18 protein-coding genes and 2 pseudogenes are annotated in these 24869 nt (G+C 57.1%); 7 read left to right on the top strand and 13 right to left on the bottom strand.

Features of this window, described 5'->3' with window-relative positions; genetic code table 11:
* Nucleotides 1-15 precede the first annotated feature (15 nt).
* Nucleotides 16-1593: an ABC transporter substrate-binding protein gene (locus V6M90_RS27820; protein ID WP_332847472.1), complete on the bottom strand. Its 1578-nt coding sequence runs from the start codon at nucleotides 1591-1593 to the stop codon at nucleotides 16-18.
* A 379-nt stretch (nucleotides 1594-1972) separates the two neighbouring features.
* Between V6M90_RS27820 and V6M90_RS27815 the strand changes: the two genes are divergently transcribed.
* The gene (locus tag V6M90_RS27815; protein WP_332847471.1) at nucleotides 1973-2935 is read left to right on the top strand and encodes a LysR family transcriptional regulator; all 963 of its coding nucleotides are present in this window, start codon (nucleotides 1973-1975) and stop codon (nucleotides 2933-2935) included.
* Between the two features lie 87 nt (nucleotides 2936-3022).
* On the opposite strand, the gene V6M90_RS27810 is transcribed toward V6M90_RS27815, so the two are convergent.
* The 4 genes from V6M90_RS27810 to V6M90_RS27795 form a co-directional block, all read right to left on the bottom strand.
* Complete coding sequence (locus V6M90_RS27810) at nucleotides 3023-3631, bottom strand: DUF6250 domain-containing protein (RefSeq protein WP_332847470.1); 609 nt, start codon at nucleotides 3629-3631, stop codon at nucleotides 3023-3025.
* Between the two features lie 76 nt (nucleotides 3632-3707).
* Nucleotides 3708-6461 (bottom strand): exo-rhamnogalacturonan lyase family protein, encoded by a 2754-nt coding sequence (locus V6M90_RS27805; RefSeq protein ID WP_332847469.1) that lies wholly within the window; start codon nucleotides 6459-6461, stop codon nucleotides 3708-3710.
* An 11-nt stretch (nucleotides 6462-6472) separates the two neighbouring features.
* Nucleotides 6473-8677, bottom strand: coding sequence for a TonB-dependent receptor (locus V6M90_RS27800; RefSeq protein ID WP_332847496.1), 2205 nt, complete (start codon nucleotides 8675-8677; stop codon nucleotides 6473-6475).
* Nucleotides 8678-8796: 119 nt separating this feature from the next.
* The gene (locus tag V6M90_RS27795; protein ID WP_332847468.1) at nucleotides 8797-9831 is read right to left on the bottom strand and encodes an ABC transporter substrate-binding protein; all 1035 of its coding nucleotides are present in this window, start codon (nucleotides 9829-9831) and stop codon (nucleotides 8797-8799) included.
* Nucleotides 9832-10081: 250 nt separating this feature from the next.
* Here V6M90_RS27795 and V6M90_RS27790 point away from each other — a divergent pair, with 250 nt between their 5' ends.
* The gene (locus V6M90_RS27790) at nucleotides 10082-11284 is read left to right on the top strand and encodes an MFS transporter (RefSeq protein WP_332847467.1); all 1203 of its coding nucleotides are present in this window, start codon (nucleotides 10082-10084) and stop codon (nucleotides 11282-11284) included.
* On the opposite strand, the gene V6M90_RS27785 is transcribed toward V6M90_RS27790, so the two are convergent.
* Nucleotides 11253-12077, bottom strand: coding sequence for an alpha/beta hydrolase family protein (locus V6M90_RS27785; protein ID WP_332847466.1), 825 nt, complete (start codon nucleotides 12075-12077; stop codon nucleotides 11253-11255). The genes V6M90_RS27790 and V6M90_RS27785 overlap by 32 nt on opposite strands.
* A 427-nt stretch (nucleotides 12078-12504) precedes the next feature.
* Between V6M90_RS27785 and V6M90_RS27780 the strand changes: the two are divergent.
* The 3 genes and pseudogenes from V6M90_RS27780 to V6M90_RS27770 all read left to right on the top strand — a co-directional run.
* Nucleotides 12505-13991, top strand: a pseudogene (locus V6M90_RS27780) (ABC transporter permease); the annotation flags it as partial.
* On the top strand, nucleotides 13988-14818 hold the full coding sequence (locus tag V6M90_RS27775; RefSeq protein WP_332847465.1) for an ABC transporter ATP-binding protein: 831 nt from the start codon (nucleotides 13988-13990) through the stop codon (nucleotides 14816-14818). The pseudogene V6M90_RS27780 and the gene V6M90_RS27775, both read left to right, overlap by 4 nt.
* 114 nt (nucleotides 14819-14932) lie before the next feature.
* A complete protein-coding gene (locus V6M90_RS27770; protein WP_332847464.1) occupies nucleotides 14933-16426 on the top strand; it encodes a methyl-accepting chemotaxis protein in 1494 nt (497 codons plus the stop codon).
* A gap of 878 nt (nucleotides 16427-17304) precedes the next feature.
* Here V6M90_RS27770 and V6M90_RS27760 read toward each other — a convergent pair.
* The 7 genes and pseudogenes from V6M90_RS27760 to V6M90_RS30305 all read right to left on the bottom strand — a co-directional run bounded on the left by V6M90_RS27760 (nucleotide 17305) and on the right by V6M90_RS30305 (nucleotide 21680).
* Complete coding sequence (locus V6M90_RS27760; RefSeq protein WP_083236389.1) at nucleotides 17305-17676, bottom strand: histone-like nucleoid-structuring protein, MvaT/MvaU family; 372 nt, start codon at nucleotides 17674-17676, stop codon at nucleotides 17305-17307.
* A 243-nt stretch (nucleotides 17677-17919) separates the two neighbouring features.
* The gene (locus V6M90_RS27755) at nucleotides 17920-18102 is read right to left on the bottom strand and encodes a DUF1289 domain-containing protein (RefSeq protein ID WP_332847463.1); all 183 of its coding nucleotides are present in this window, start codon (nucleotides 18100-18102) and stop codon (nucleotides 17920-17922) included.
* Nucleotides 18103-18105: 3 nt separating this feature from the next.
* Nucleotides 18106-18476 (bottom strand): annotated as a pseudogene (locus tag V6M90_RS27750) (hypothetical protein).
* A gap of 25 nt (nucleotides 18477-18501) precedes the next feature.
* Entirely contained in the window at nucleotides 18502-19524 is a 1023-nt protein-coding gene (locus V6M90_RS27745) for a WD40 repeat domain-containing protein (protein WP_332847462.1), read from the bottom strand.
* Nucleotides 19517-20488 (bottom strand): CobW family GTP-binding protein, encoded by a 972-nt coding sequence (locus V6M90_RS27740; RefSeq protein WP_332847461.1) that lies wholly within the window; start codon nucleotides 20486-20488, stop codon nucleotides 19517-19519. Before V6M90_RS27740 ends, V6M90_RS27745 begins: the two co-directional genes overlap by 8 nt.
* A gap of 326 nt (nucleotides 20489-20814) precedes the next feature.
* Nucleotides 20815-21012, bottom strand: coding sequence for a hypothetical protein (locus tag V6M90_RS27735; RefSeq protein ID WP_332847460.1), 198 nt, complete (start codon nucleotides 21010-21012; stop codon nucleotides 20815-20817).
* A 398-nt stretch (nucleotides 21013-21410) separates the two neighbouring features.
* Nucleotides 21411-21680, bottom strand: coding sequence for a His/Gly/Thr/Pro-type tRNA ligase C-terminal domain-containing protein (locus V6M90_RS30305; protein ID WP_083236387.1), 270 nt, complete (start codon nucleotides 21678-21680; stop codon nucleotides 21411-21413).
* Nucleotides 21681-22009: 329 nt separating this feature from the next.
* On the opposite strand from V6M90_RS30305, the gene V6M90_RS27725 reads away from it, so the two are divergent.
* Together V6M90_RS27725 and V6M90_RS27720 are read left to right on the top strand one after the other, a co-directional pair.
* Nucleotides 22010-24085: a TonB-dependent receptor gene (locus V6M90_RS27725; RefSeq protein WP_408637340.1), complete on the top strand. Its 2076-nt coding sequence runs from the start codon at nucleotides 22010-22012 to the stop codon at nucleotides 24083-24085.
* Nucleotides 24085-24864 (top strand): ABC transporter ATP-binding protein, encoded by a 780-nt coding sequence (locus V6M90_RS27720; protein ID WP_065939461.1) that lies wholly within the window; start codon nucleotides 24085-24087, stop codon nucleotides 24862-24864. The genes V6M90_RS27725 and V6M90_RS27720 overlap by 1 nt, the downstream gene beginning before the upstream one ends.
* Nucleotides 24865-24869: the final 5 nt, after the last annotated feature.

Genomic DNA, 24869 nt, shown 5'->3' with positions numbered 1-24869 from the left:
CGGAAGCCCCCACCCTCACTTGGTCTTGCTCACCTGGTCAAAGTACGGCAGGGAAACCGTGATGTTCTGCAGCACGCCCTCAACGCCTTCATGCACCGCCACTTGATTGCGGCCTTGCAGCGCCACCACAAACGGCGAGCTGTCTTGTACGGCCTTTTGCAGCTGGCCGTACAAGGCGCTGCGTTTTTGCGGATCGCGCTCAGCGGCGGCGGCACGGGTCTCCTGGCTCAACTGCGGGATATCCCACTGAGTGCGCCAGGCCAGGGTTTTCGGGCCGTTGGCGACATTATAGGTGAAGGTACTGGCGTTGGAGTTGGGGTCGAGGTAATCCATACCCCAGTAGGTGAAGATGAGTTGGTAGTCACGGCTACGCATTTTTGCCCACAGCTCGCTTTCCACCAGCGGCCGTACCGCAATGTCGATACCGGCTTTGGCAAAGCTCGATTGCAGCGCCTGGGCAATGTCGGTGTACGGCGGCTGGTTAAATACACTCAGCTCAACCTTGGTGCCTTCGGCAATGCCGGCATTTTTCAGGATGGTCTTGGCTTTGTTCACGTCCAGCTTGAACGGCGCTTCACTGAGTGAACCGGCCACGCCGGACGGTAGAAAGGCCTGGTGCACGCTGTACTGGTTTTTCAACAATTCCTTGGAAATGCTCTGGTAATCCACCAGCCAACGGGCAGCCTCCCAGAATGCCGGATTCTTCAGCGCTGGCACTTGAGTGTTGCCGCTGTTGATACCCAGGTAATAGATCATTGACGACGGGAAACGCTGCACGCTCACGCCCTTCTGCTGCTCCAGCGCACTGAATTGGTCAGCGCCCAGGTCGAAGGCGAGGTCGGCATCGCCCTGCACCACCAGCAGACGTCGGGTCGCAGGGTCGGTGACGTTTTTGATCACTACGGTCTCCAACTTGGGCGCTATGGCGGCATGTGGATTGGCCTGCAACACTACCGTCTCGTGCGGGATGTACGAGCGCAACGCATAAGCACCCGTGCCGGCAGAGTGAGTTTTGAGCCAGGCATTGCCCAGGTCCGCGCCTTGGGCATGTTTTTCGACCTCTACCCCATCAACGATAAAGCTCACCGGGGTCGCCGACAGAATGCTCAAGGCGAACGCGCTACCGACACCGGCGGGCCAGGCGATTTTCACGTGGTGGTCGTCTACCTTGGTAAGGAAGCCGTCAATGTTGTCAGCAGTCCAACCCAGCTCACCCAAGATAAAGGCAGGGGTCTTGTTGAGTTTGGCCACACGCGTGAAGGAGTAGATCACGTCCTCCGGGCGCACCGCATTGCCCGACGCAAAGGTTGCGCCATCGCGTAGTTCAAAGGTCAAACTCTTGTCGTCGCTGGCTGCCACCCAACTTTTGGCCAGTGCTGGGACCAGCACCGAAGGGTTCTGGCGGTCCGGTTCGAGCAAGCGCTGGTAGAGGTTCACCAGGGTATTGGTCGCAGTAATTTCAAAACTTTCAGCAGGGTCCAGACTGGCAATGTCATCGATCGAGCGTGCCACAATCAATGTATCGGGTGGGGTTTTGGCCCATACTGAACCGCTTATTCCGATCGCGAATGCCAAAGCCATTAGACGCCACATAACTGATTTCCTTGAGCAAAAATTCAATTCTTAGAAATCGAATCTATATCGCCACCAGAAATAAGCATAATATTTTTTGGGCATTAACTTAGAACGCTTAAGGCAGGGCCGTACAATACGGATCAGACGCTGAGTGTATGGCAGAATTCCCTCAATAAATCCCTAGGTTGCATCCCGGCAAATATTTTTTCCATAACTGCGGTACCTTCGGAAACGCCGCTGGAGGCATACTATTCTGGACCGTGCCCGAGGACTATTCCGAGAATTTCTTTGAGCATATTCCCAAAATACGCAAAGGAAGAACTATTGATTCTTATAAAATCACCCGGTATTACGACACAATCTTATAGTACCCGTCATTAGAGAGCTACAGTAACTCATGCATCTGGATTTACGACAGTTACGGCACTTTATTGCTCTAGTTGAGCAGCGCAGTTTTGGCCTCGCTGCAGAGTCGGTCAACCTTTCACAATCAGCCTTCAGCCGAAGCATCCAATCGCTCGAACAGAGCTTCGGAGCTCGACTGGTTGACCGTACCCGCAACCTTGAACCGACAAAAAAAGGTCTGATAGTGCTTGACCACGCCAGACGGATGATTGGCAATGCTCACGACCTGATCAACTCGGTACGGCAATTCAACGAGGACGAGGCCGGTGAATTGTCGTTTGCCTGCGGTCCCGCTCCAGCGGCCTGGTTGATGCCTCAAGCGCTTGGGATTTTTACTCGACGACTGCCTAAGGTGCGTCTGCGCTTTCATGTCGACAACTGGCAAGCCCTGGGTCAACGACTGCAGGTCGAAGAGTGCGAGTTTTTCGTCGCAGATGCGCGCAACTTCGAGCATGACCCCGACTACCGCGTTGAACTGTTGAGCCCGCATCGCTGGGGGTTTTGCTGCCGCAGCGAGCATCCGCTGGCAGCGCTGGATGAAGTGAGTGTCGAGCAGCTATTCAGCTATCCATTGGCGGGCACCGTGCGCCCACCCAATTTGCGCAAGGCGCTGGTGGAGCTCAGCGGCAGGCCCGATTTCCAAACCAGCATCGAGTGCGATAACGGCTACAGCCTGGTCAGTGTCATCCAGCATTCCGACGCCATCGGCACGACCAATGTCAGTCGCAATAACCCCTATCTGCAACAGGGCCTTAAGTTGTTGAATGTGACCGGACTAGATCAACAGGCGCCGGAGTTTTACACTCACTACGGCATCGTCAGCCGCGCAGGGTACAAGCTGTCGCTCCTGGCGCAAAACCTGATAGATGCCTTCCATGAAGCCGATCGGGCAATGCAGGTGCTGGAAGCTGGTCCGGTCGCTACCGTCGTGATCTCCAATGATCTTCTCGAGTAAAAAATAGCTGTGTGAAAATGTAATTTTTGTGGGAGCCCTGCCTGTGATGCACGACAGCACGCCTTCGAAGAAGGGTGCCCAACACAATTACAACGCGCGCACCTTGAACCGGCTTATGGCCTGGCGCGACCACACTGAACGGAAACCGAAGTAGCCGGCAGCAGGTATCCCGTGCAGGACTTGTTCGAACACCAACTCGTCATCCACCCAATAACCAGTCGACGTTGTGGTGACGTCGATTCGAATCCGGTAGATCCTGCCCGCTTTCAGCAAGTGAGCCGAGTCCAGGCTTTCACCCAGTAGTTGCCGCTCACCTCCTCCATCGTAAAAGCGAAACCGTGTGGTGGTATTTGTGTTCCCCCCCATTCCCACGTACCAGGTCGCCAGTGAATCATAGGATTCCAGCACGCCGTCACGGCTGAGCAGCCCTTCTGCGTCGTGCGCGCCCCAGAACAGGTTCATGTCGGAAAGTCGATCGTTGGCCTGCCCGGCCACTAAGACCTGACGCAGGAACTCAATGCGGTAAGCGCCACTCAGGCGCTGCCCCAGCCAGACCGTCATACCCGCAGCGGTGTCCATGATCAGGCGACCCTGCTCGACGAAAACCCGAGAGCGCTCTGGTTGTTCACTCTCGACCCGCCAGCGCCGGGCATCGAAGCGTTGAAAATCATCCTGCACGAGCAGGTGTGAAGACACGGCGACAGGCGCCGCTGGAACACGTGGTTGAGGCATGCAGACAGTCTCGAAACTTGAAAAGGAGAAATAACGGCCGCTAGCGCGGCTCATTATCGAGCGCTAGCAGGGCAATCGCAGTCAGCCCCCACTGAGCGACGGCGTTGGTCGACAGATTGGCTGCGGACGAGGTGCCGGAATGCTCATCAATCACCGATACCGGATCGGGTTCATTCAGCGCGTACAGATAGGCTGGGGGTTCAATCCGGTGCAGGCGACGATTGGGCTGCGGAATACCACCGGAACCCTCAAAAAACTCTTTCCAGGCCCGTTCATGCAGCGCCTTGTCCTGAAGTCGCCACCCGGCAAATGCGGTCAGGCGCGCGTGCCCCTGCTTGAGGTTCAGGTTGGCCAAAGGTTCGCCCAGTGCCTTTTCATGCTCGGTGACGGGCGCGTTGTACAAGCGGCAGTAATCGAGCCAGGCCCGTTCGAAGCTTGCCGACGGCAAAAGCTGCAACAGCTCGCTGCAAATCTCGGCCAACCCAAACACTGCGGACAGGTGCGACACCGAAAGCTTGCCGCTCTGATCCGGATCAAACCGACCGCTGTCCAGGTGCATGTTCGCCACTCCGGTGAAGAAGCCATGGGGCTGCGCGGCAATCGTCTCCATGCTGTTGAGCAACCGGCGAGCCACTGCTGGATCGCCGCTGCGCTCCCAGTCGGTCAGCCAGGAAGCAGCAATCGCCCCCCAATCCGTGCCAAAGGTGATGCTGGCGTAGCCTTCACGAGCGTCGGCTTGCTGACCGATCTTGCGCCCAGGCACCACTTCTCGAAGGGTACGCAGCGCTTCGACTTGCTCATCAAGCAGATCCCCCACACGTTCGTCAGCGGTCAGGTAGTACAGAAAGCGACGATTGGCGGCGGTGGAAATACGAAGTTGCTTGGCGCTATCCCCCCAATGCTGCACGTTATGCCGCGACCCCAAGGGCGCGAAGCGGCCGATGTGATGCACATCCACCTCACCGGTATGCCGGGTCATGGCTTCGGCCATGCGAAAAACATCCTGACGACCAGTGCGTAAAAAGTAGTACCACAGCCACAGGTCGGTGCTCAGTTCCGAGTTGTCCCAAGCAAAGCCGCCGACGTCATAACGCCAGACATGGCGCTGCTCGTCGTAGGTGTGCATCACGTCGCCGTAGTCCCAGAAGCCGTACCATTTGCGCTGTTCGACTTCGTCGCGATAGAAATCGAAATACCAGGCCAACTGCTGCTCAATCTGCTGTTTACGCCCGCTGGACTTACCCGGCGGTGCCCAGTCCGGACCGAACACGCCTGCCGCGTGCAGACGCTCGGGCGGTGCTACCAGCAACGGCGGCTGTTGAATACGCCGGGCTATGTTTTGCAGTTCGACCGCGCTCGGGGTGGCCCCGACAAACTGCAACTCCAGCTCACTGGTGCGGGCAATACCTGACGGCGTATCGAACCCAGGCTCGTAGTCCTCGTACGTTATCTCCAACGCTTCGCGCTGTTTGACGAAGCTGTCCTCGCCCAAGCCATCGTGATAGCTGCGCAAATCCATCGGCGCGGCCTGAGGTGCCCACAACCAGACAGTGACTTGCGCCTGCTCGCTGTGCGCGGCTTCGATGTCCAGTTGCGCGGGATAGCTCTGCCAGAAATTACGCAGGCCGAACACCACACCGCCGTCGGGTGAACCCAGGTAACCCACACCCGCGGCACGCTGACCGGTGGCGCTGTGCAGCCAGCTTTGACCGGTGGACGTGCGCTTGCTGATCTGGAACCCGTCGGGATGCGCCTGCAGCAATCGATAGCAGCCAAACGCTGGAATGTACTGCAAGCGATTGGCGACCTCTGGAGCAAAACCCGTCAACTTGCCAGTGCTGCGGCCCTCGATCTGGGCACGCATGATCCCGTCGCCGGGGTTGCGCCGCAGGCCGGTCAACCCCCTGACAGCCTCGGCGAACACCCCGCCATCGGCCGAGATGAAACGCACATGCCGGTCATGCAGTTGTGCGTGCAACGGCGAGTCAAAACGCAACCCGACGCCCTTGATGAAATCCTTGCGCTCGTCGATGTCCAGCACCAAGGTGTGAATCACTCTCAACACATCGCTGCCGGCGTAAAAGTAAAGGCGCACCGTGAACGGCAGCAGTGTCGCCGTGCCGTTTTGATCGCGATGGGTGCCGTATAACGCCAGAACAGCACGCACCGGGCCTTGCTGCTCCACCACCACGCGCTGGACCTCGCTGCGGTACTGACGCAGCGGTTCGGCTGGCTGATCCGGGTCGCCTTGCACCTGGAGCAACAGATGGCCGTTGAGCAACGCACTGCGCCCCCTTTGGGTGACGCTTTGAATCAGGCTCGCGCCCTGCTGGGAGATCACACATTGCAGCAGCCCGGTATCAACGCGGATGGCATCAGCGCTTTCCTGGATCAGGCTGGTGTTGTCCGCCGCGCTGGTTCGAGTCGGGCGCAGGTCGTAATGCTCGGCGACCGTTTGCGACTGAGGTGCAATGGCATGGGCGGTCCACTTCAGGCTGCCATCAGGCCAGTACGCCAACGGCCAGCTTTGCAGGGTCGGCGTGGAGCCGTCGCTGCCGTGAATCTGGAACTGACTGCCCGCCGCCACCTGGCCCCACGGCCATGGTGTGCCCCACGTGACGCCGGCAAACGACTTCGGCGCAGTATTACCCAGCCAGCCAAGCGGGCTTTTGAGCCCGGCGTCGGCGTTTTTTTTCGAAGTTGCTGTCGCTGCATGACCTATGAAAGGCGCTGCACCGGCGGTTACGACACTGGCGCGCAGAAAACTGCGGCGATCTAGCTTGAACTCACTCATCAACCCAGCCCTTAGAAGTCGTAGCCAACCGTCATGCCGAGCGTACGCGGCTCGCCGAGAATGCCGAACGCCGAGCCGTAATCGCCCGTGTTAAGCGCGCGGTAATAGCGTTTATCGGTCACGTTGTTCGCCCACAGCGAGGCATTCCAAGTGCCCTCGTTGTATTTGCCACTCAGGCCGGTGGATAGGCTCAGCAAACCGTAGCCCGGAATTCGGGTGAACTCGGAGTTGTCGACTGTGCCGTAAGACCAGGTGCGGTAGGAGTAACGGCCAGAGACAAAGGCCTGCAAGGCATCGAAGGTCTGCCATTCATAACGGCTGGTCAGGTTGTACGTGACCTTGGGCGAACGGAACACGCGGCTGCCACTCAGGTCGCATGAAATCGGCGCACCCGGGGCGAGGGTTACTTCCGCAGGGCATTTGCCGCCCTTGAAGTCCAGGAAGGTATTGTCGAGCAACGTGCCGTTGAAATTGACGCTCAGACCATCCAGTGGACGCAGGGTCAGGTTTGTCTCCACGCCACGAGAACGCATGGTCCCGGCATTGATCAGGTAACTGCTCTGGGTTTCAACGTCGTAGGCGTTGGTCTGGAATTTACGCACTTCGGACCAGAAAACTGCGATGTCAAAACTGATGCGATTATCCAGCCAATGGCTCTTGATCCCGATTTCGCCGCCGCGAGTATCTTCCGGATCGACCAATAGGCTGTCATAGCCAGCGGTGCTTGCCGCGCCTTGAGATACGTTGAGACCGCCCGCTTTTTCGCCGTAAGCCACGGTCAGGTAACCCTGCAGATTTGGCAGGAAGAAGTAGCTGAGGTTGACCATCGCCGCCGGCAAGTTGCTGTATTGGTTCAGCTCGCCAGAGTCAAAGTCGTTCTTGTTGACCCGGCGAAACGAGCCGGACTTTTTGTTGTAGCTGTCCCGAATGCCAGCGGTGATGTCGAACTCATCGGTGACATGCAACGTACCTTGGGCGTACAGGGAAAACACCGTATCGTCGATTTCACCCCAGCGTTTGACGTTCTTGCCGGTGTTGATCGCGCTGCCGTAGTACTGGGTGGTCTGGTTACCCGGTGCGTAGTAGTCGTGGGCGAAAGTGTCGAGATTTTCGCCCCAGTACGTAGCCCCCAAGGCGTAGTCGAACAGCTCGCCCTTGGGTGAATCCAGACGAATGTCCTGGGACCATATGCGGTCCCGAGCATCGGCGCCGCTGCCGGCATACAACGGCACGTCGAGGGTATCGGTGTTGTTGGGCTGGAAGCCGAAGTAACGATAGGAAGAAACCGAACGCAGGTTGTAACCGTTAGCCAGCGTCCAGTTGGCCTCCGCCGAAAGGCCGCCTTGCTTTACGTAAGCCGCGTTCTCGTCATCGGCGTTGACCTTATACCCACCACCCACCAAATGCGCGCCGACCAGATTGGCGCGGTTCTGATACGGCACGGCGCCGTTGACCGCGTTGGCTTTGTCCAGCACCAGCACCGGATAACTCGTGGACTTGTTGTAATCAGCGATCACTCGCAGACTGAAGTCGTCGACTGGCTGCCAGAGAAACTGACCGCGAATGCCGTCCTGATTGCTGCCGCCCAAATCGTGGCCGGTGTATTCATTCTTGATGTAGCCGCCCTTCTCCGTGTGCGAAAGGTTGATGCGCCCGGCAAGCGTTTCGGTCAACGGCCCGGAGAGCATCGCCTGGGTCTGGGTATAGCCACGCTGGCCGACGGACTGGCGCAGCGACCCTTCAGGGGTGAAGGTCGGTTTACGGGTATGGATGTCCACCGCACCGCCGGTGGTGTTGAACCCCTTCAGAGTGCCTTGCGGGCCACTCAGCACATCGGCGCTTTCAATATCCAGCAGGTCGTTGGACATCATGCCCGGACGGCTCAGATAAACGTTATCGAGGAACAGGCCGACACTGCTTGGCATACCGATGTTGATCTCGGTGCCGCCGCCATCGCCGACTCCGCGAATGGTCATACGCGTGTCGTAAGCGTCAATGCTGGAGACGTCCAGCCCTGACGCCACTTGCTGCAAATCCTCAAGCCGGTAGACGCCCTGCTGCTCCAGAGTCTTGCCACTGAACTTTTGCACCGATGATGGCGGCTGCTGTGCATCGGCTTCGCGCACGCCCTCAACTTGTACTGTGGCCAGTCGAGTGTCGCTGTCGTCAGCCATGACCGGTGTCGCAGCCATGACCAGAGTGTGCCCCAAGGCCATTCCAGTTACCCAAGGTAAGTATTTTTGCTGTGCGTAAAGTTTCATCAGGCATTTCCAGCGAACGAGTTGGCGAGTGCCGCGCGTCAACGACGCTCGGCAAGTTGCGAATCAAGGGTTGATCAAGGGGCACTGTGCTGCAGGAATTGCGGTGCGAGCCATTGCTCCACGCCTATGTCGCGACGGATCAACCTAGCGTTCATGGCACTGGCAATCGCTTGCTTGAGTTGCGCGGTAAAGCCGGGGGTCAGCTCTGGCGACAACAGCACTGACAGCGGCGGAGCATCTTCGAGATCGGCACGCAGTAAGTTGGCCGGATAAGCCGCCTGATCAGCGAGCAGCTGAATATAGGCATCGCGGTTTTGTGGATCGCTTGCCCAGGCAGCGGCTTCGCGCTGGACCTGAACTATCTTGTCGACCCACTGCGGATGCTGATCGATGATTTTCTGCGAGACGAGCAACAAGCCAGCCAACTCACCTGCGCCATTCAGGTGCCGAGTCGAGACGGGCACCCTGGCCTGTTCGCGCTCACGCAACGCCAGCACGTTGATGCCGCCCCAGGTGGCGTCAATCTGTTTGGCGGCCAGTGCAGCGCTGGCGGCGGCAAAGTCCAGGTTGATCACGCTGATGTCCTTCTCGGTCAGCCCTGCAGTCTGTAAGGCGCCAATGAACGACAACTGTGCGGCGGTACCGCGAAACAGCCCTACTCGCTTGCCCTTGAGGTCAGCCATCGATTGAATCTGTGAGTCGACCGGCACCGCCAGGTAATGGGCGACACCTCGGGCGGCAACGGCTACCACTCGGGAATCGAGCCCGCCCGCTTTACCAACGATGCTGCCCAGATCGCCAAGGTAGGCCATGTCCACCTGGCCATTGGCGAAGGCTTCATTGATCAACGGCGCAGCGCCTTTGAAGAAGTGCCATTTGACCTCGACGCCATCTGCACTGAGCGCTTTTTCCAGACGTTGTTGAGCATGGATCACATCAACCAGACCGCCACCGGCAGGCGATCCACCGGCGCCAATATCGGACACAGCAATATTGAGTTGCACCGATGACGGCGCAGCCAGTGCAGGGGCCAAAGGGCCCAGTGTGAGGGTCAGATTCAGAGCAAGACCCGACAGCAGCGAAGCAAGCAGATGAGGGCGCGATGGCATGTTTGGTTTCCAACTCCATAGAAGACTGCCGACCCTGTCTGGGCAGCAGGCGATGACGTTTAACCACAGCCATCGCGTCAGCCATAAATACTAAAACCGGATTTGGTTATTCCTTAAAGGCATAAATGAGTAATTACGTGCTGCCTAGAGGTTATGTAAAACACGCAAAAATAAGTTGAGCCAAATGCATTGGCCCAGCCATCGAGGTTGCGATCTACTGGCCGATCCTGACCCTTCGCCTGACTGCCTTATGCCCTTGCTGCCCGCTGTGCCCGCCCTCGCCGCTCACGCCCGTGTGGCTCCCGCGCTGCTGATAATTGCCGTCGCCCATGCTTTCAACGATCTATTCCAGGCGGTTTTGCCCTCGCTTTATCCCACGCTGCAGGCCCGCTTCGCGTTGAGCTATGCGCAGCTGGGCCTGATCACGCTGTTATTCCATTTGATCGGCTCCATTTGCCAACCGCTGGTGGGCTGGTACACCGACCGCCATCCCAGCCCAAAACTGCTGCCATGGGCGATGGGCTGCATGGGGGCGGGGATGCTACTGTTGACAAATGCGAGCAGCTTTGTAGAGTTCCTGCTAGTGGCGGCGCTGGTCGGCCTTGGCTCATCGATCTTCCACCCGGAAGGGTCGCGCGCTGCTCGCGCCGCATCTGGCGGCCGATTGGGGCTGGCCCAGTCTGTGTTTCAACTGGGTGGCAACATCGGTTCGGCGGCGGCACCGTTACTGCTGGCCATCCTGCTCTTCATACCCTTGGGTAGCCTGGCAGTCGGTCTAGCAGTCCTGGCGCTGGGCGTATTCATGTTGCTGCGCAAGGGCGTGGTGGCAAATTTGCAGCGCCCGGTTACGCACACGGCTGCGCCATCGGTGCTTGGCCTGATGCCACGCGGTAGAAAAGCCCGGGCCATGTTGTTGCTGATCCTGCTGGTGATATCGAAATACGTTTACCTGGCCTGCGTCGCCAACTTCTATACCTTCTTTCTGATCGAGCGGTTCACGATAAGCATCCCGGACGCGCAGCTGTACTTATTTGTTTTCTTGCTCGCCATCGCCCTGGGCACATTACTGGGCGGACTGCTGGTGGATCGTATCGGCAGGCGTCGGGTGATCGCCTTGTCGATACTCGGTGCCTGCCCGTTCGCCGGGCTGTTGCCGCACGTCCCCTTGGTGACAGCCGTCGGTTTGTCAGTACTGGTGGGGGTCATCATTGCTTCGGCGTTCGCGGCCATTCTGCTCATGGCTCAGGAGCTGTTGCCGGGGCGCATAGGCCTGGTGGCAGGCGGTTTTTTCGGCCTGACCTTCGGCATCAGCGGCATCGCCGCCGCAGGCCTTGGCGTATTGGCCGATCACTGGGGCCTGATCAGCACCTTTGAGTACGCCAGTTGCCTGCCGTTGCTGGGCTTGATTGCCTGGGGGCTGCCTAAAGATGATCAGTCAGAAAGCGTTCAGTGACCCGCAGCGCCCGATAGTTGGCTGCCTGCGTCGCGGGTTGGTCACGACCCACAAAACTGTGGCCCACATCAGGCAATAACAACAGCTCGACCTGCCCCTGCTGACGCTTCAGGGCAGACGCCATTTGCTGCGACTGCTGCCACGGCACAACCCGGTCAGCAGTGCCGTGAATCAGCAATGTCGGCACGTGGGCAAGGTGGCTGATCGGGCTGGCATCCCTGACGCGTTGCGTCGGGCAGGAGTCGCCTGGGCAGCCGAGGTACTGCCGGGCAGCCTGATTAATGGCAGCTAAGTCCGGTCGAGCGAGCACACCGGCAAAGTCGAACAGACCAAACCAGCTGACCAGCACCGTGGCGCACATTGGGTTTTTTATTTCGGTTTTTTGAGTGATGGCCTGTGGCGAATAATCCAGTGCTGCGAGCGCCGCCAACTGTGCCCCCGCCGAACCGCCCCACAGTGCGACGCGTTTTACGTCGATTGCGTACAGCTCATGATGGGCGTGCAAACTGCATCGCGGCGCGTAAGTCGTCGAGCGCCGCCGGGAATATCGCCGCGCCGCTGAGCCGGTAATTGACCGAAGCCACGACGTAGCCCTGCGCAGCGAAGTTAGCCAGCACCGCCGGGAAATCTTCAAAGGCACCCGATACTCGTGAATGATCTGCCGACCAGCCGCCGCCGTGCCATAGACAATCAAAGGCCTTGCGGCGTCAGGTTTGGGCGGTAGATAGAGATCCAGGGGCAGGGTCGGGTTGTCGGCCGACGTTGCGTAGTTCAGGTCCGTCAGGCGCAACACGCCGCTGGCAAAGTGTCTTCACTCCAATGACTCTGGCGCTGCGGGCTGCGCCTTGCTTGCCACGGCGATGCCATGGCCGATCGAGGCCCTCGCTTGAGGCAGATCGCTCATCAACAGCGACGTCAGTATGATCAATATCCGCCAGCAGTTCAAAAGCCCAGGCAAAGGTATATTCCATTTAGCGTAGCTTTTAGGACTATAAGGAATTTTACGGCATAAGCGCGTTCGGCTACAAAGGCAGCCACCCATGGGGTCAAGGGATTGTCCTCTTGGCTGCATTGCGCGCGCTATTGCATGCCACGCATAAAAATTATTCGCGGTTTGCGCTGCCGCTTACCGCGCCACGCAATGGACAATATCCGGCTTACCGCCTTTTCAGGTCGACCATGTTCCCCACAACTGTAATCACCCCATTTCAACACAGGCACCGCTGCTGGTGCTGATCATGTGGTGGGGCGCCGCCGATCGCCACTGGATGAGTGAGCAGGTATTACCTGGACCAGACATGGTCTGGCAAAGCGCTGTCGAGCTGGCCACTGGAGAATTATGGCGCAACCTGATCATCAGCCTCGGCCGCCTCGCGGCGGGCTTGGTGGCAGGCATCGCTGCTGGCGCCGTGCTTGGAGCATGGCTCGGCGCGAGCCGTTTCGCCGAACGCCTGGTGCTGCCGACGTTCAGTGCCTTGGCGCAGGTCCCGACGCTGGCGTGGATCCCGTTGCTGATGACGTTTCTGGGAATAGGCGAAACCTTGAAGCTGGCGGTGCTGATCAAAGCCATGATCGTAGCCGTGCCCCTGCACACACTGACCGGTGTACGTGATGCGCAACCCCGATTGCGTGACGTGGCCGCGGTGCTGCAGGTGCCTAACCCCACCTTGATCATGCGAGTGGTCGTGCCCGCCGCCGCGGCATCGTTCATGGCTGGCGTACGCCTCGCGTTGTCGGCAGGCTGGTCGGCAATGCTGGCCGTGGAACTACTGGCGTCGAGTGAGGACATCGGTTACCTCATGGTCTGGACCAGACAGCTGTTCATGCTGGACATCGTGTTCGTCTGCATTCTGGTCATCGGCATCATGGGTGCGTGCATGGACCGGGGCATCAATTGGCTGGATCGGCGCTGGGTGTTATGGCCCCATGCGGCGCTGGCGCAACTGCTGAAAAGCACCGCGCGAACCGGTTGGCAGTGCCTGGTTCCGTGGTTGCTGCCGGTCGGGCTGCTGATCTTCTGGCAATCCGCAACCTGGCAGGCGTGGCTGGCCCCACAGTTGGTCGCCTCACTGCCGAACGTACTAGGCACACTGTTCGACGACCTTATCAGCGGGCAGTTGCCACTGGCGCTTGGCACCAGCCTGGGCCGGACGCTGGGCGGGCTGACTTTGGGCGGTTCGGCCGGGGTCATCTTCGGTCTGCTGCTAGGCACACTGCCTTTGGCTCAACGCGTGTTGGGGCCAAGTTTCAGCGCGTTGCGCCAGATCGCGATTTTCGCGTGGGTACCGCTGCTCAGCGCGTGGTTCGGTCTGGGTGAAACGGCCAAATGGGCGTTTGTCGCCATGGCAGCGTTCTTTCCGTTATTCATCGCGACTTACCGTGGGGTGGCTTACCTCTGCACGAGGCCGCCCAAGTGATGCGCTTGAGCCCGTTCCAACGCCTGCGCTGGCTGATCCTGCCAGGTGCGGCACCGGCGATTTTCAATGGTCTGCGCCTCGGGCTTATCTACGCCTGGCTCGGCACCATCGGCGCTGAATATTTCATGCCGTCCAACGGCGGTATCGGCAGCCTCATGATCGGCTCTCAACAAGTTCTACGCACTGACCTCATCCTCAGTTGCATGCTGTTGATCGGCATCGCCGGCAGCGCCCTGAACCACCTCGGCCTGTGCCTGGAACAACGCGCGACACGCTGGAGATACCAATGAACAGTTCACTGCGCCCTGCCATTCGCCTGAGCCATGTCGGCAAGTCTTTCAACTTGGCCAAAGGCAGTTTTGAAGCCATACACGACCTGAGTCTGGACATAGCCGATGGCCAGTTTTTCGCGATTATCGGCGCAAGTGGCTGTGGCAAATCCACCTTACGGAGAATGCTTATCGGCCTTGACCCAGCGTTCAGCTGCGATATCCAGATCGACGGCGCCCCAATGCGTGGCATTGGCGGCGGGCGCGGCATCGTGTCTCAGGAGCACCGCCTGTTCCCGTGGTTCAACGTAGAAGAAAACATCGGCCTGGCCCTGGCTAGCGAAGCATTGTCCAGTGATGAGAAACAGCAGCGAATTACCGCGTGGGTTGAACTGGTGGGCCTGAAGGCCTTTAGCCGCGCCTATCCGCATCAGCTATCTGGCGGTATGGCCCAGCGGGTGGCGATTGCTCGATGCCTTGTGACCAGCCCGCGGTTACTGCTGCTGGATGAACCCTTCGGAGCTCTGGACGCGCTGACCCGACAGAGCATTCAGGATCAGTTGCACGCAATCCGCCAGCGCACGCCGATAACCACGGTGCTGGTAACTCATGACGTTGAAGAGGCAGTCTATCTGTCTGATCGCGTGGTGGTGCTGGAACCTCGACCTGGCCGCATCAAAGAGATCCTCGACATCGACTTGCGTAGGGTTGGTTTGGCCGGAACGTTGCCTCGCAAACTCGTCGTCTCATGTGTTGACATGCATCACGCAAAATTATTAGCACTTTTGAGGGCCGTGAATGGGTGTCCATGCTTACTATTCAGTTTTACAGCCTCCCCTCAAATATGACGTGAGAGTGCCGAAAACTGCTTTTTTGGTTGTCATTTAACTAATTCGCTGTTCAACGATTCCCTTAGTGCCCTTTGCTAGCGATGCTGGCGCGATCACCTGGAGTAAGCGTATATGTCGTCCATTCCCCGTTTTTATGAGCACTACCGTAAAGCCGACAGAATCATGTTAAGCCTGATTTGGCTGATGTTCTTCTTTGCTATTGGCCTAGCATTTTGGCACGGCACGTTTATCCAGGCGTTTGTGATCGGCGGGGGGACCAGTTTGGTACTGACGCTGCTGTATCGGGTAATGGGCGGTACGCGGCTGATGCGCTGCTGTGTGGGGCTCGGCTTGATGGTCATGGCAGCCGTGCATATCAATCAGGCCGAGGGGATCATTGAAGCGCACTTCGGTATTTTTGCGTTGCTGGCGGTGCTGACCTTTTACCGTGATTGGCTGCCGATCGTGGTCGCGGCGGCAACCATCGCGATTCACCACCTGCTTTTTCAAGCGCTGCAACAGCAGGGTTTTCCTGTCTATCTGATGAACCATCATGGCGACTGGACGATGGTGTTCGTGCATGCCTTTTATGTTGTCATGGAAACGGCAGCCCTGCTCTATCTAGCCCTGCATAGTCAGGCAGAAGCAGTCGAGAGCCAGGACATGCTGGACAAGATGCTGACGGCCACCACGCAGCTCACCGATGGTGCCAGTGAGGGAGCCCAGGCCAGAATGCACGTCTCGCTGGCAGATCGCTTCGATCAATTTTTGATGCAGATTACCGGGTTGGTGAATGGGGTCGTGCGCGACTCCCATGGCCTGGGTGAACTGAGCCAGGAGCTGGCCACGGCCAGCGATACACTCGAGAAAGGCGCCAAACACCAGTTGACGGAGATCGCGCAAATGACCGGCTCTATGCAACGAATGGGCGACGCAATGGGGCACATCAGTGTGCATGTCGAGCGCGCCGTCGCACATGCCTGCCAAGCCAATGCACAAATTACCAAGGGCCAGGAAAGCGTCAATCGTGCCCAACTTGAGATCACTCAGCTGTCAACGAGTATTAAGGGTACGAACGAAACAGTGAAAGTTCTGGCGGGCCAGGCGGAACAAATCGGTACTGTTCTAGAAGTTATCAGCAGCATCGCTGACCAGACCAATCTGTTGGCCCTCAACGCGGCCATTGAAGCCGCCCGTGCTGGCGAGCAAGGCCGGGGCTTCGCCGTCGTGGCAGATGAGGTCCGCAGTCTGGCGCAGAGAACGGCCATTTCCACCCGGGAAATCAAGAAGATCATCGAAGACCTGCAGCAAGGTAGCAGCAAAGCCGTCGCGGCGATGCATGACAGCCATCAGGGCGTGGAACGTTGCGTTGCAGACAGCCAACAGGCAGCAGCAATGTTGCGCGCGGTGGGCATCGATATATCCCGGATCGATGAAATAAACGGGCGCATCGCGAAGACTACCCGAGAACAGGCCGCGGCAAGTTTCGAGATTGTCGAGCACTTGCAGTCTGTGCAGTCCATCGCACAAAACACTGCGGACGATGTCCAGACCTTGGCCCTTAGCAGCCAGCGCTTACCGTCTATCGCCGTGAGCCTAGACGCCCTGGGGCGCTCGTTTCGGTAATAATGCATGCCGTCGCAGGTGGTGTTCGCATCGGCGCTGCAGGATCGGGCACCACCCGCTAGGCTGTTTCTAGCAGCTGCAACGTACTCCAAGGCTTTAGTTGAGAACGTGGCAATACTTTTCCTTAAAGTTCAAGTATAGCGCAATTTCTGGCTGTTCAACAAGTCAATCGCTGAAAGGAACATGTCGCCATTGGCCGATCCCAGAAGCTTGATTGATCGCTGGCTGCGGTTGTCCGTCACGAGCTGGGTGGAGGTGGCATTGATTCCCTATGCTGCGAATGCTGACGCGCCGAATACGAATGCTGTAGCGGCTAACAGGCGCCGAGCTTTTGGGCTTAAATGTCTCATGGCTTGCCCCCTCGGTACCAGGCGATCTGCTGTTCGGCCAGTGACACATTGAGCGGTTGCCGCAAGCGACATCAGTTGAGGATTACGAAGCGCTGCTGCCATGGAACTGCACGCCCCAGGTGTATGGCTAAACGCTCTGCCCGCCTTTGACTAGGCGGGGTTTATGGAGCGTTTATGTTTCACATACAGGGTGCAATCAATTTAGCTTGACGCCCGAAGAACATGAACTTCCTGGCAAGCCAGTGTGGACCACAGGACGCTATCATCATGGTGCTGGACTTTAGTTTGGCTGCGAACGCAAGCAAACGATGGTGATCAATTTGCTGCATAGTACTTCATGGCCTTTTGCATAGTGCCCAATGAGATGAAAGGTTCTTTTCCAATATCCAGGCTAAGCAGCTCCAAGTTACCCACAAGAAGGTTCCTTCAAGTAAGTGAGAACCCCGATCCGTTTAGATATAACGGGGTACTAATGAATGGCTGACCATTTCGTTAGAGCCCTTGCAGAGCCTTAGTAGTCAATAGTTTCTAATGAGTACGCCACGACTCCACAACATCCGCACCAAATTCGGTTTTCCATTCTTTCAATCGCCGATGGTTTCCCCCCTTAGTTTCGATCAGCTCACCAGAGTTTGGATTTTTGTAAACTTTTACAACGCGAGCTCTACGGACTGCTTTTACAGGTGCAGCTATTGATATCAAGGATCCACGGCCAGCCTCTGGATCCAGAATACTAATAATGTGCTTCAAGCTAAATCTGTATTCGCCAAGCAACGCTCGAAGTTTACCCTCAAATTCCATTTCTCTTTTCAGGCCTGAATTACTTTTCATAGATTCAAGCTCTGCGAGCTGGTCAGCCAATTTTTGTTCAAGCTTACGAAACTCAGCTAAACGAGACATGTGAATTCCTTCAGGTTAAGTTAAAGAGGAATCAATCCTGCAATGCTAAGCTATTAGCATATTTTTTCACCCTTACTGCCGTCAACAAGGGCGAATCTACTTTTACCAAACGGCCACTACATTCCGTAGCGCCCACGACTAGATTGGCGTGAGCCCTAAACTGATGTCGGAACGTTGTCCGGATATTTCGGTCTACTTCTCGCAACCTCTTTAAATTTATCGGAGGAAATTAATAACCAAGAGTCATGCATTCTTCTTTTGCAGATTTTTCAGGCGCAGCGTTGCGCGTTGTACTGCGGCCATCTTCTCTGGGCGTTTCATCCGTTTCCATTTTAGAATGTCTTCTTTGGTGCGCCCACAACTCAGGCATAGTTCGCCACTTAGCTGGCAAACAGAAATACACGGATTCTCTATGTCCTTAGCCACGTTTTAATTCCTAGCCCGATGGTTGCGTGCCAGACGTTGCTGCCAGTTACCCGCATCAACGCGCTGGCACTGCTCTTCACTGTCGAAAGCCAGATGAGCCGACACCGCGCTGACGCTAATGCCTGCTTCGCTAAACGCCTCGGCGGTGAGTTCAGCCATGCGTTCGCCCTGGCCATTGGCAAGAGCGTGCTCTCCATGATCTGGGTGTCGAAAACCCAAGTCACCATTAGGCTGGAGGGGAAATTGTAGTAATCCAACTGATGAGTCAGCCAGACAAACCCCACTATTTCCGCTTGGCCTGTTTCGCAAGCCTGAGTCAGGCAAGCAGTCAACTGACGCTCACTGACGGCCTGCTCGCATTTACTCAAAAGCATGTGTTGATCCTTGATGTGGGCGTTTTCACGCCACTGGCATAATACCGACAAAGCCTTCGGCCGTACCGATCACTAGGCGCGTGCCATCCGGCGCAAAAACCATGCTCGATACTGCACCGTTACCTGGGGGTTTAATCATCACGGCGCGTTCTGTGGTGGAGTTCTCATCAAGTTCGGCAATCAACACCAGACCGTCCTCAAAGCCGACTGCGACCAATGGCAGCATCGGGTCACCCGCAACTGAGCTGACCACGCCATTCTCACGAAAGCCCAGGGTGATTGGCGTTTCGCCCATTGGCCCGCTGCGTTTCTTGAACGGCCAGCAGGCCACGCAATTCCCCGCGTTGGTGGCGAGCCAGCGTCCGCCGTGTAGCCATGACCAGGACTTCACTCGATTGCTGTATCCGCTCATGTGCAGGTCTTGTGGCTCTTTCAGACGCCAGCCACGAATGCAGTTTTCCTGCATGCTGGTCAGTACGAAACGGGCATCTGGGCTCCAGGTCACCGCCAGGTGCGACCCCGTCCACTTCAGAACCTTAGGTTTGGCATCGCTGACCAATGTCCAATGCACGCTGACACCGCCATAGTGCGAGACGGCAATCTGGCGCCCATCGGGGGAAAAACTTAAGCCACCAACGGTGCTTGGATGCTCAATGGTCAAGGTGCTGCGGTCGGGCTTGATCAACTGCAACTGTTTACCTGCTGAGCAGGCCATCAATCCATTGCTGTGACTTTGCACGTGCTCAATCCAGCGGCCCGAATAATGGCCGAGCTGGTCGATGCTGCCGTCCACTGAGATGGCTAAAAAGAGCCCATCATCGCCGCCGCTGAGAAAGCCTTGGCCTGGTGCTGCGCATAGGCTCAGGCAAGCGCCGGTGTGCGCCTGAGTGGTCAAAGGCGCTTGACCATCGGCGGGCACGACAAACACTGTGCCGTCACCCTGGGCGACTGCAAGATTGCCTGCACCATCGAAACAGCAGGCTACCACGTAGTCGGTCAGTTGCCAGACTTCGCCTAGCTCTTCGATAAACGACTGGGTTTTAGTCATGGTTCAGGACTTGGCAATTGGCAAATCCGGCGCGCAGGGCTGCCTCATTGATATTGCGTCCGATAAACACCAGGCGGCTCTGGCGTGGCTCGTCGCTGCCCCACGGTTGCGTCAGGGCACCGTCCGCTAGCATATGCACACCTTGGAAAACATAGCGCTGATCGATGCCGTCTAGGTCGAGGATGCCTTTGCAACGCAGAATGTCGGTGCCTTGGGTGCTCAGCAGCGTCCCGATCCAGTCATCGAATTTATCGCCATCGAGGGGCGTGTCGGTGGTCAGCGAAACGCTTTTCACCGCGTCGTCATGCTCGTGGGCATGGTCTTCCGTGAGGAAGCCGGGCTCGATTGACATGATCCGTTCCAGATCGAAGGAGCCGAGGTCGAGCAACTGATCCAGCGCTACATCGCAATGATTACTGTGTAGGATCTTGGCAAACGAATTGATTCCGGCGATAAGTTGTTTCAGCGTGGCAAGCTGCTCTGCGCTTACCAAATCGACCTTGTTCAGCAGCACGACATCGGCGAAGGCGATCTGCTCGGCGGCTTCCGGGCTATTGGCCAGTTGTCTGGGAAGGTGAAAGGCATCGACAACCGTGACCACCGCATCCAGCGCGGTTTTCTCGCGCACCTCATCATCAACAAAGAAGGTCTGCGCCACCGGAGCCGGGTCGGCCAGGCCGGTGGTTTCCAGAATGATCGCGTCAAAGCGATTGAGGCGTTTCATCAGGCCCGAAATGATGCGGATCAGATCGCCGCGCACCGTGCAGCAGATACAGCCATTGTTCATCTCGAACACTTCTTCATCGGCACCCACCACCAGGTCGTTGTCGATGCCCAGTTCGCCGAACTCATTAACGATCACGGCATAGCGTTTGCCATGTTGCTCGGAGAGGATGCGATTGAGCAGGGTGGTCTTGCCCGCGCCCAAATAGCCGGTCAGAACTGTCACTGGGATTTTGCGCATAAGGGTGCCTCCTGAATGGCTCTGTTATGTTATACCTTTTCATAGCACCTAATTCGACCCAAGTGTCGCTAAGTTACGAGCGGTTACGCGGCTTGAGCCAGCCTGGGCATACGCTGCTTGCATCGACGAATGGCAGGGGGATGATTCGCGCTTAGCCCTTTCCCGAACTAGCCTTGTTTGCTGGGAAACAATCGGAGAAGCGCTGAACATGGGTACTTGTACGAGGCATTCCCGATCACAACCACCAACATCAGGCGGGCTGTGGTCACATGGCGATCTAGCACGATGGCCATACACGACGGCCACTTGCACCATATGCACGGTGATCATGTCGACGAGCACAGCCTGGTGGTGACGCTCACAACCCCGAGCGCTGCACGCCAAGCCATCAGGGCGCCGGCCACGCCGCCGGTCATATCCACGGTCCAGGCTGCGGCCATGAGCCGGTGCCCCATGGTGATCATGTTGACTACCTGATAGATGGCCATCTGCACCATCCGCACGATGACCACCGCGATGACCATGGTCCTGTGACCGTTAGAAGTTAATATCAGACAAGCGGACGCTTGCTATAGGGTTCGCCAGTGAGCATCTTGACGAATATCAGCGGGGGATGGCCCATTCGATTTTGACCTGCGCGAAGAACCCGATCTGGCTCAGTTCGAACGTGCCCATGCGCGGGTTATGGACGTCTTGGCGAAAGCACTGCGCGATATAGTCCGGGTCATTGCTATCTCAGAGCGTCAAGGCATGATCGAAGGCGTCGATAAAAGTCGTCCGCCGTAGCCCTGAGCAAGCCGAAGTCGTAAGCCATCTGGCCGTGATCCAAAGCACCGCCCCCCCCCCCAGCAATACTTCGACCTCGTAAGTGGCCGAACAGCGTTGGCCGCTGCATCCAGGCACGATATGCGCGCTCTCGAATTTAAGCAGCTTGCGGATCAGCATGACCGCTCCTGCCGGGCATACGCATTTCGGTACTCAGGCGCGCGACCAATTCATTCAGCACCGGGCTGCCGATATTATCGCAGGCGCGGATACGCAGAGTGACGCACCCCTCGGCCTTTTCCTGCTCGTCGATCACCAAAAGAAAGGGCACTTTCTTCAGGGAGGCTTCGCGGATCTTATAGCCGATCGTCTCGTTGCGAAGATCCAAGCTGACCCGCAGGCCAGCGCGTTTGATCGTGGCGATCACCTGACGGGCTTAGTCATTCTGCCCTTCGCTGATGGTCAGCAGGGCAGCCTGTTGCGTCGCAAGCTACTGCGGGAACAGGCCGCTGTATTGCTCGATACCCTGGTTCAACGCAAGCGATTCGATGAACCGGTGCAAGCAATGTGCTGCGTGGTCCATACGCGAATGGCCTCGTCCTGAGAATAAAACTGAGCGAGTAGCGCGCCACAAATAAACGTTATAACATAACGTTTAATTTGATTTTTGGTCGATGACAGCGATTCCCAATGATGAATATTCTTCCAGTGACCTATCGATGCTTACTTTCGGGCACCTGCGTACTGGGGTCAGTCATGGCTCACGCCGACGATCCTTTGGAACTCAGTCCTTTGACAATTAGCGCAGTAACTGCAGAGCGCAAGCCTGACAGTCTCAAAACGTTAACAAATGCTGGTTCTCGTCTCCAGCTGAATGCCCTCGAGACCCCAGGCAGCGTTAGTTCGTTGACTGGGCGCGAGGTGCGTCATCGCGGCGACCAAACCGTCCAGCAGGCCGTTGCGCGCAGTACTGGTGTCACGACAGTCGGAACCCCAGGAAATGGGGGAACGGCACTATCGGCGCGGGGGTTTACCGGGCAAGGCTCAGTGATGCAGCTCTATGACGGGACGCGGATGTACAGTGCTATGGGCACCATCACCATGCCTGTCGATACATGGTCGATTGAGCGCATCGATGTGCTGCGAGGGCCGGCTTCGGTACTTTATGGGGAGGGAGCCACAGGGGCAGTTATCAATGTTATTCCTAAAAAGCCTTTCGAAGGCGAGATTGAAAACCACCTTCGCCTAGGCTACGGATCTTTTGATTCCCAACAGACGGCTCTCGACAGTGGCGGGTCGTTGACCGACCAGCTGAGTTACCGCTTGAACGTCAACCAGTTGCGCAGCAACGGCTGGATCGACCGGGGCGAGTCAGACAGCACCTATTTTAGTGGTGCGCTGCGTTGGCAAGCAGACGAGAACCTTGCGTTTACTCTGTCCCACGACAGCGGTAATCAACGGCCCATGAATTATTTCGGGATACCCCTCATCAACGGCCGATATCACGAAGGTTTGCGGGAAAAGAACTACAACATCAACAACAATAAGCAACAGTACGATGATCAATGGACGCGCCTAAACATTGAATGGCGATTATCCGATAACGTGACTGCGAGCAACGAACTGTATTACCTCAAGTCTCGTCGCCGCTGGCAGAACTCGGAAAATTTCAATTGGGATGCCAGCGCGCAGCAGCTCACTCGAAGCGGTTACTATGGCATCAAGCACACCCAGGAGCAGATAGGAGATCGACAGACCTTCTTCTTCAAGCACAGTGTGTTCGGGCTGGACAGCCAAAGCGTGGTGGGCACTGACGTCAACCGTATTCGCTTCAAGTTGACCAACAATTCGCCTTATGACGATGTAAACGCTAAGGGCGATCCCGTTGATCTTTACCATCCCCAGTACGCAGGATTCCAAAGCGCTTCGGATTACTTGCCTCTCTTCAAAAGTACTACTCGTCAAACCTCAGTATTTGGCGAAAACCGTACCCATTTGACAGAAAAATTGGCTTTGGTCACGGGTGTACGCCGCGACTACGTTGATATCGACCGCGACGCCCTGCGCGACGGCAGCCGCGCCAGTAAAAACTTGATCGGCAATAATTGGAAGGTAGGGCTGGTCTATGCACTGACCCCTGACAGTTCTGTCTACGGCCAATATTCCACCAGCACCGATGGTGTCAGTAGCTTGGTATCCCTTAGCCCCAGTCAGCAGCAGTTTGACTTGGCTTCGGCGCGCCAGTCGGAAATCGGTTTCAAGCAAGCACTCTGGAATCAGCGTGTCGAGTGGACGTTGGCGGCCTATCACATCGTCAAGAAGAAGCTTCTTACTGCCGATGACACCAATCCCGACCTGACCCAGCAGGTCGGGCAGCAATCCTCGAAGGGATTGGAAGCAAGCCTGCAGATGCAACTGCCACATCACTGGAGTCTCATGGCCAACGCAGCGGTGGTACGGGCCAGATACGATCAATTCGATCAAAGCGTCAACGGCGCCGCAGTGTCGCACGACGGTAATCATCCGGTTGATGTGCCGCGGCGTACCGCCAATGTATGGCTAAACAAACAGATCAGCCAAAATGTGCAAGCGGGTGCAGGACTTCGCTATGTTGATAGGCGTTATGCGAATATTGCCAACAGCAACGTACTGCCCGCGTACACAGTGATCGATGCCAGCGTGTCATGGGAAGCGCTCAGTAACACGACGCTAGGACTGCAAGTACGCAATCTGTTCGACCGCCAATATGCAGCCACCCAATACAATGAAGGACAGCAGTGGATCCTTGGCGAACCGCGCTCATTACTCGTAACTGCGGACGTCAGTTTCTAATGCTGGCTCTAGAAAGTCTGTCATGGTCCCCTGAGGTAGGGCCCTCGTGCGCGCACGAACATTTTGCCCTCAAAGACATCACACTGCAGGTAAAGCCCGGCGAGTTTGTAGGTTTGATCGGGCCCAACGGCAGTGGCAAGACCAGCTTGTTGCGCTGCGCGTTCCGTTACAGTCGTCCCCGTCAGGGGGGCGTCGCGATAGGCGATCATGACATGTGGTCGCGCAGCCCTCGCTGGTGTGCGCGACGTGTGGCGGTACTGGCTCAAGAATTTCCTGACGCATTCGGTTTGACGTTGTTTGACGTGATTGCTATGGGCAGAGCACCTCATCAACGGTTCTTTTCCACCGACAATGCCAATGATCGAGCTCTGGTGGCCGATGCGGTCACTGCAGTAGGCCTGAAAGGTTACGAGCAACATCGCTTTGAAACGCTCTCAGGGGGTGAAAAGCAACGCTGCCTACTTGCACGGGCGCTCGTACAACAGCCCCGATTAATGGTGCTCGACGAGCCGACCAATCACCTGGATCCGCGTCATCAGCTCGAGCTACTAGGGATGGTTAAGCGGCTTGGTGTGGCGACCTTAGCAAGTATTCATGACCTGAATCTCGCAGCGGCATTCTGCGATCGACTGTGCGTTATTAATCATGGAAGGCTGATTGCCCAAGGCACTCCATGGGAAGTACTAACCCCACAACTGCTCGGCCAGGTATTCGGTGCGCGCGCCTTGGTCGACGCCCACCCTGTTCACCACCACCCTCGTATCACCTGGATCCCCTAACATGA

The sequence above is a fragment of the Pseudomonas lactucae genome (assembly GCF_036688725.1).
In the GTDB taxonomy this organism is placed as follows: Bacteria; Pseudomonadota; Gammaproteobacteria; order Pseudomonadales; family Pseudomonadaceae; genus Aquipseudomonas; species Aquipseudomonas lactucae.
Note: the sequence above shows the minus strand (reverse complement) of the source record. Positions and strands in the feature narration are given on the sequence as shown.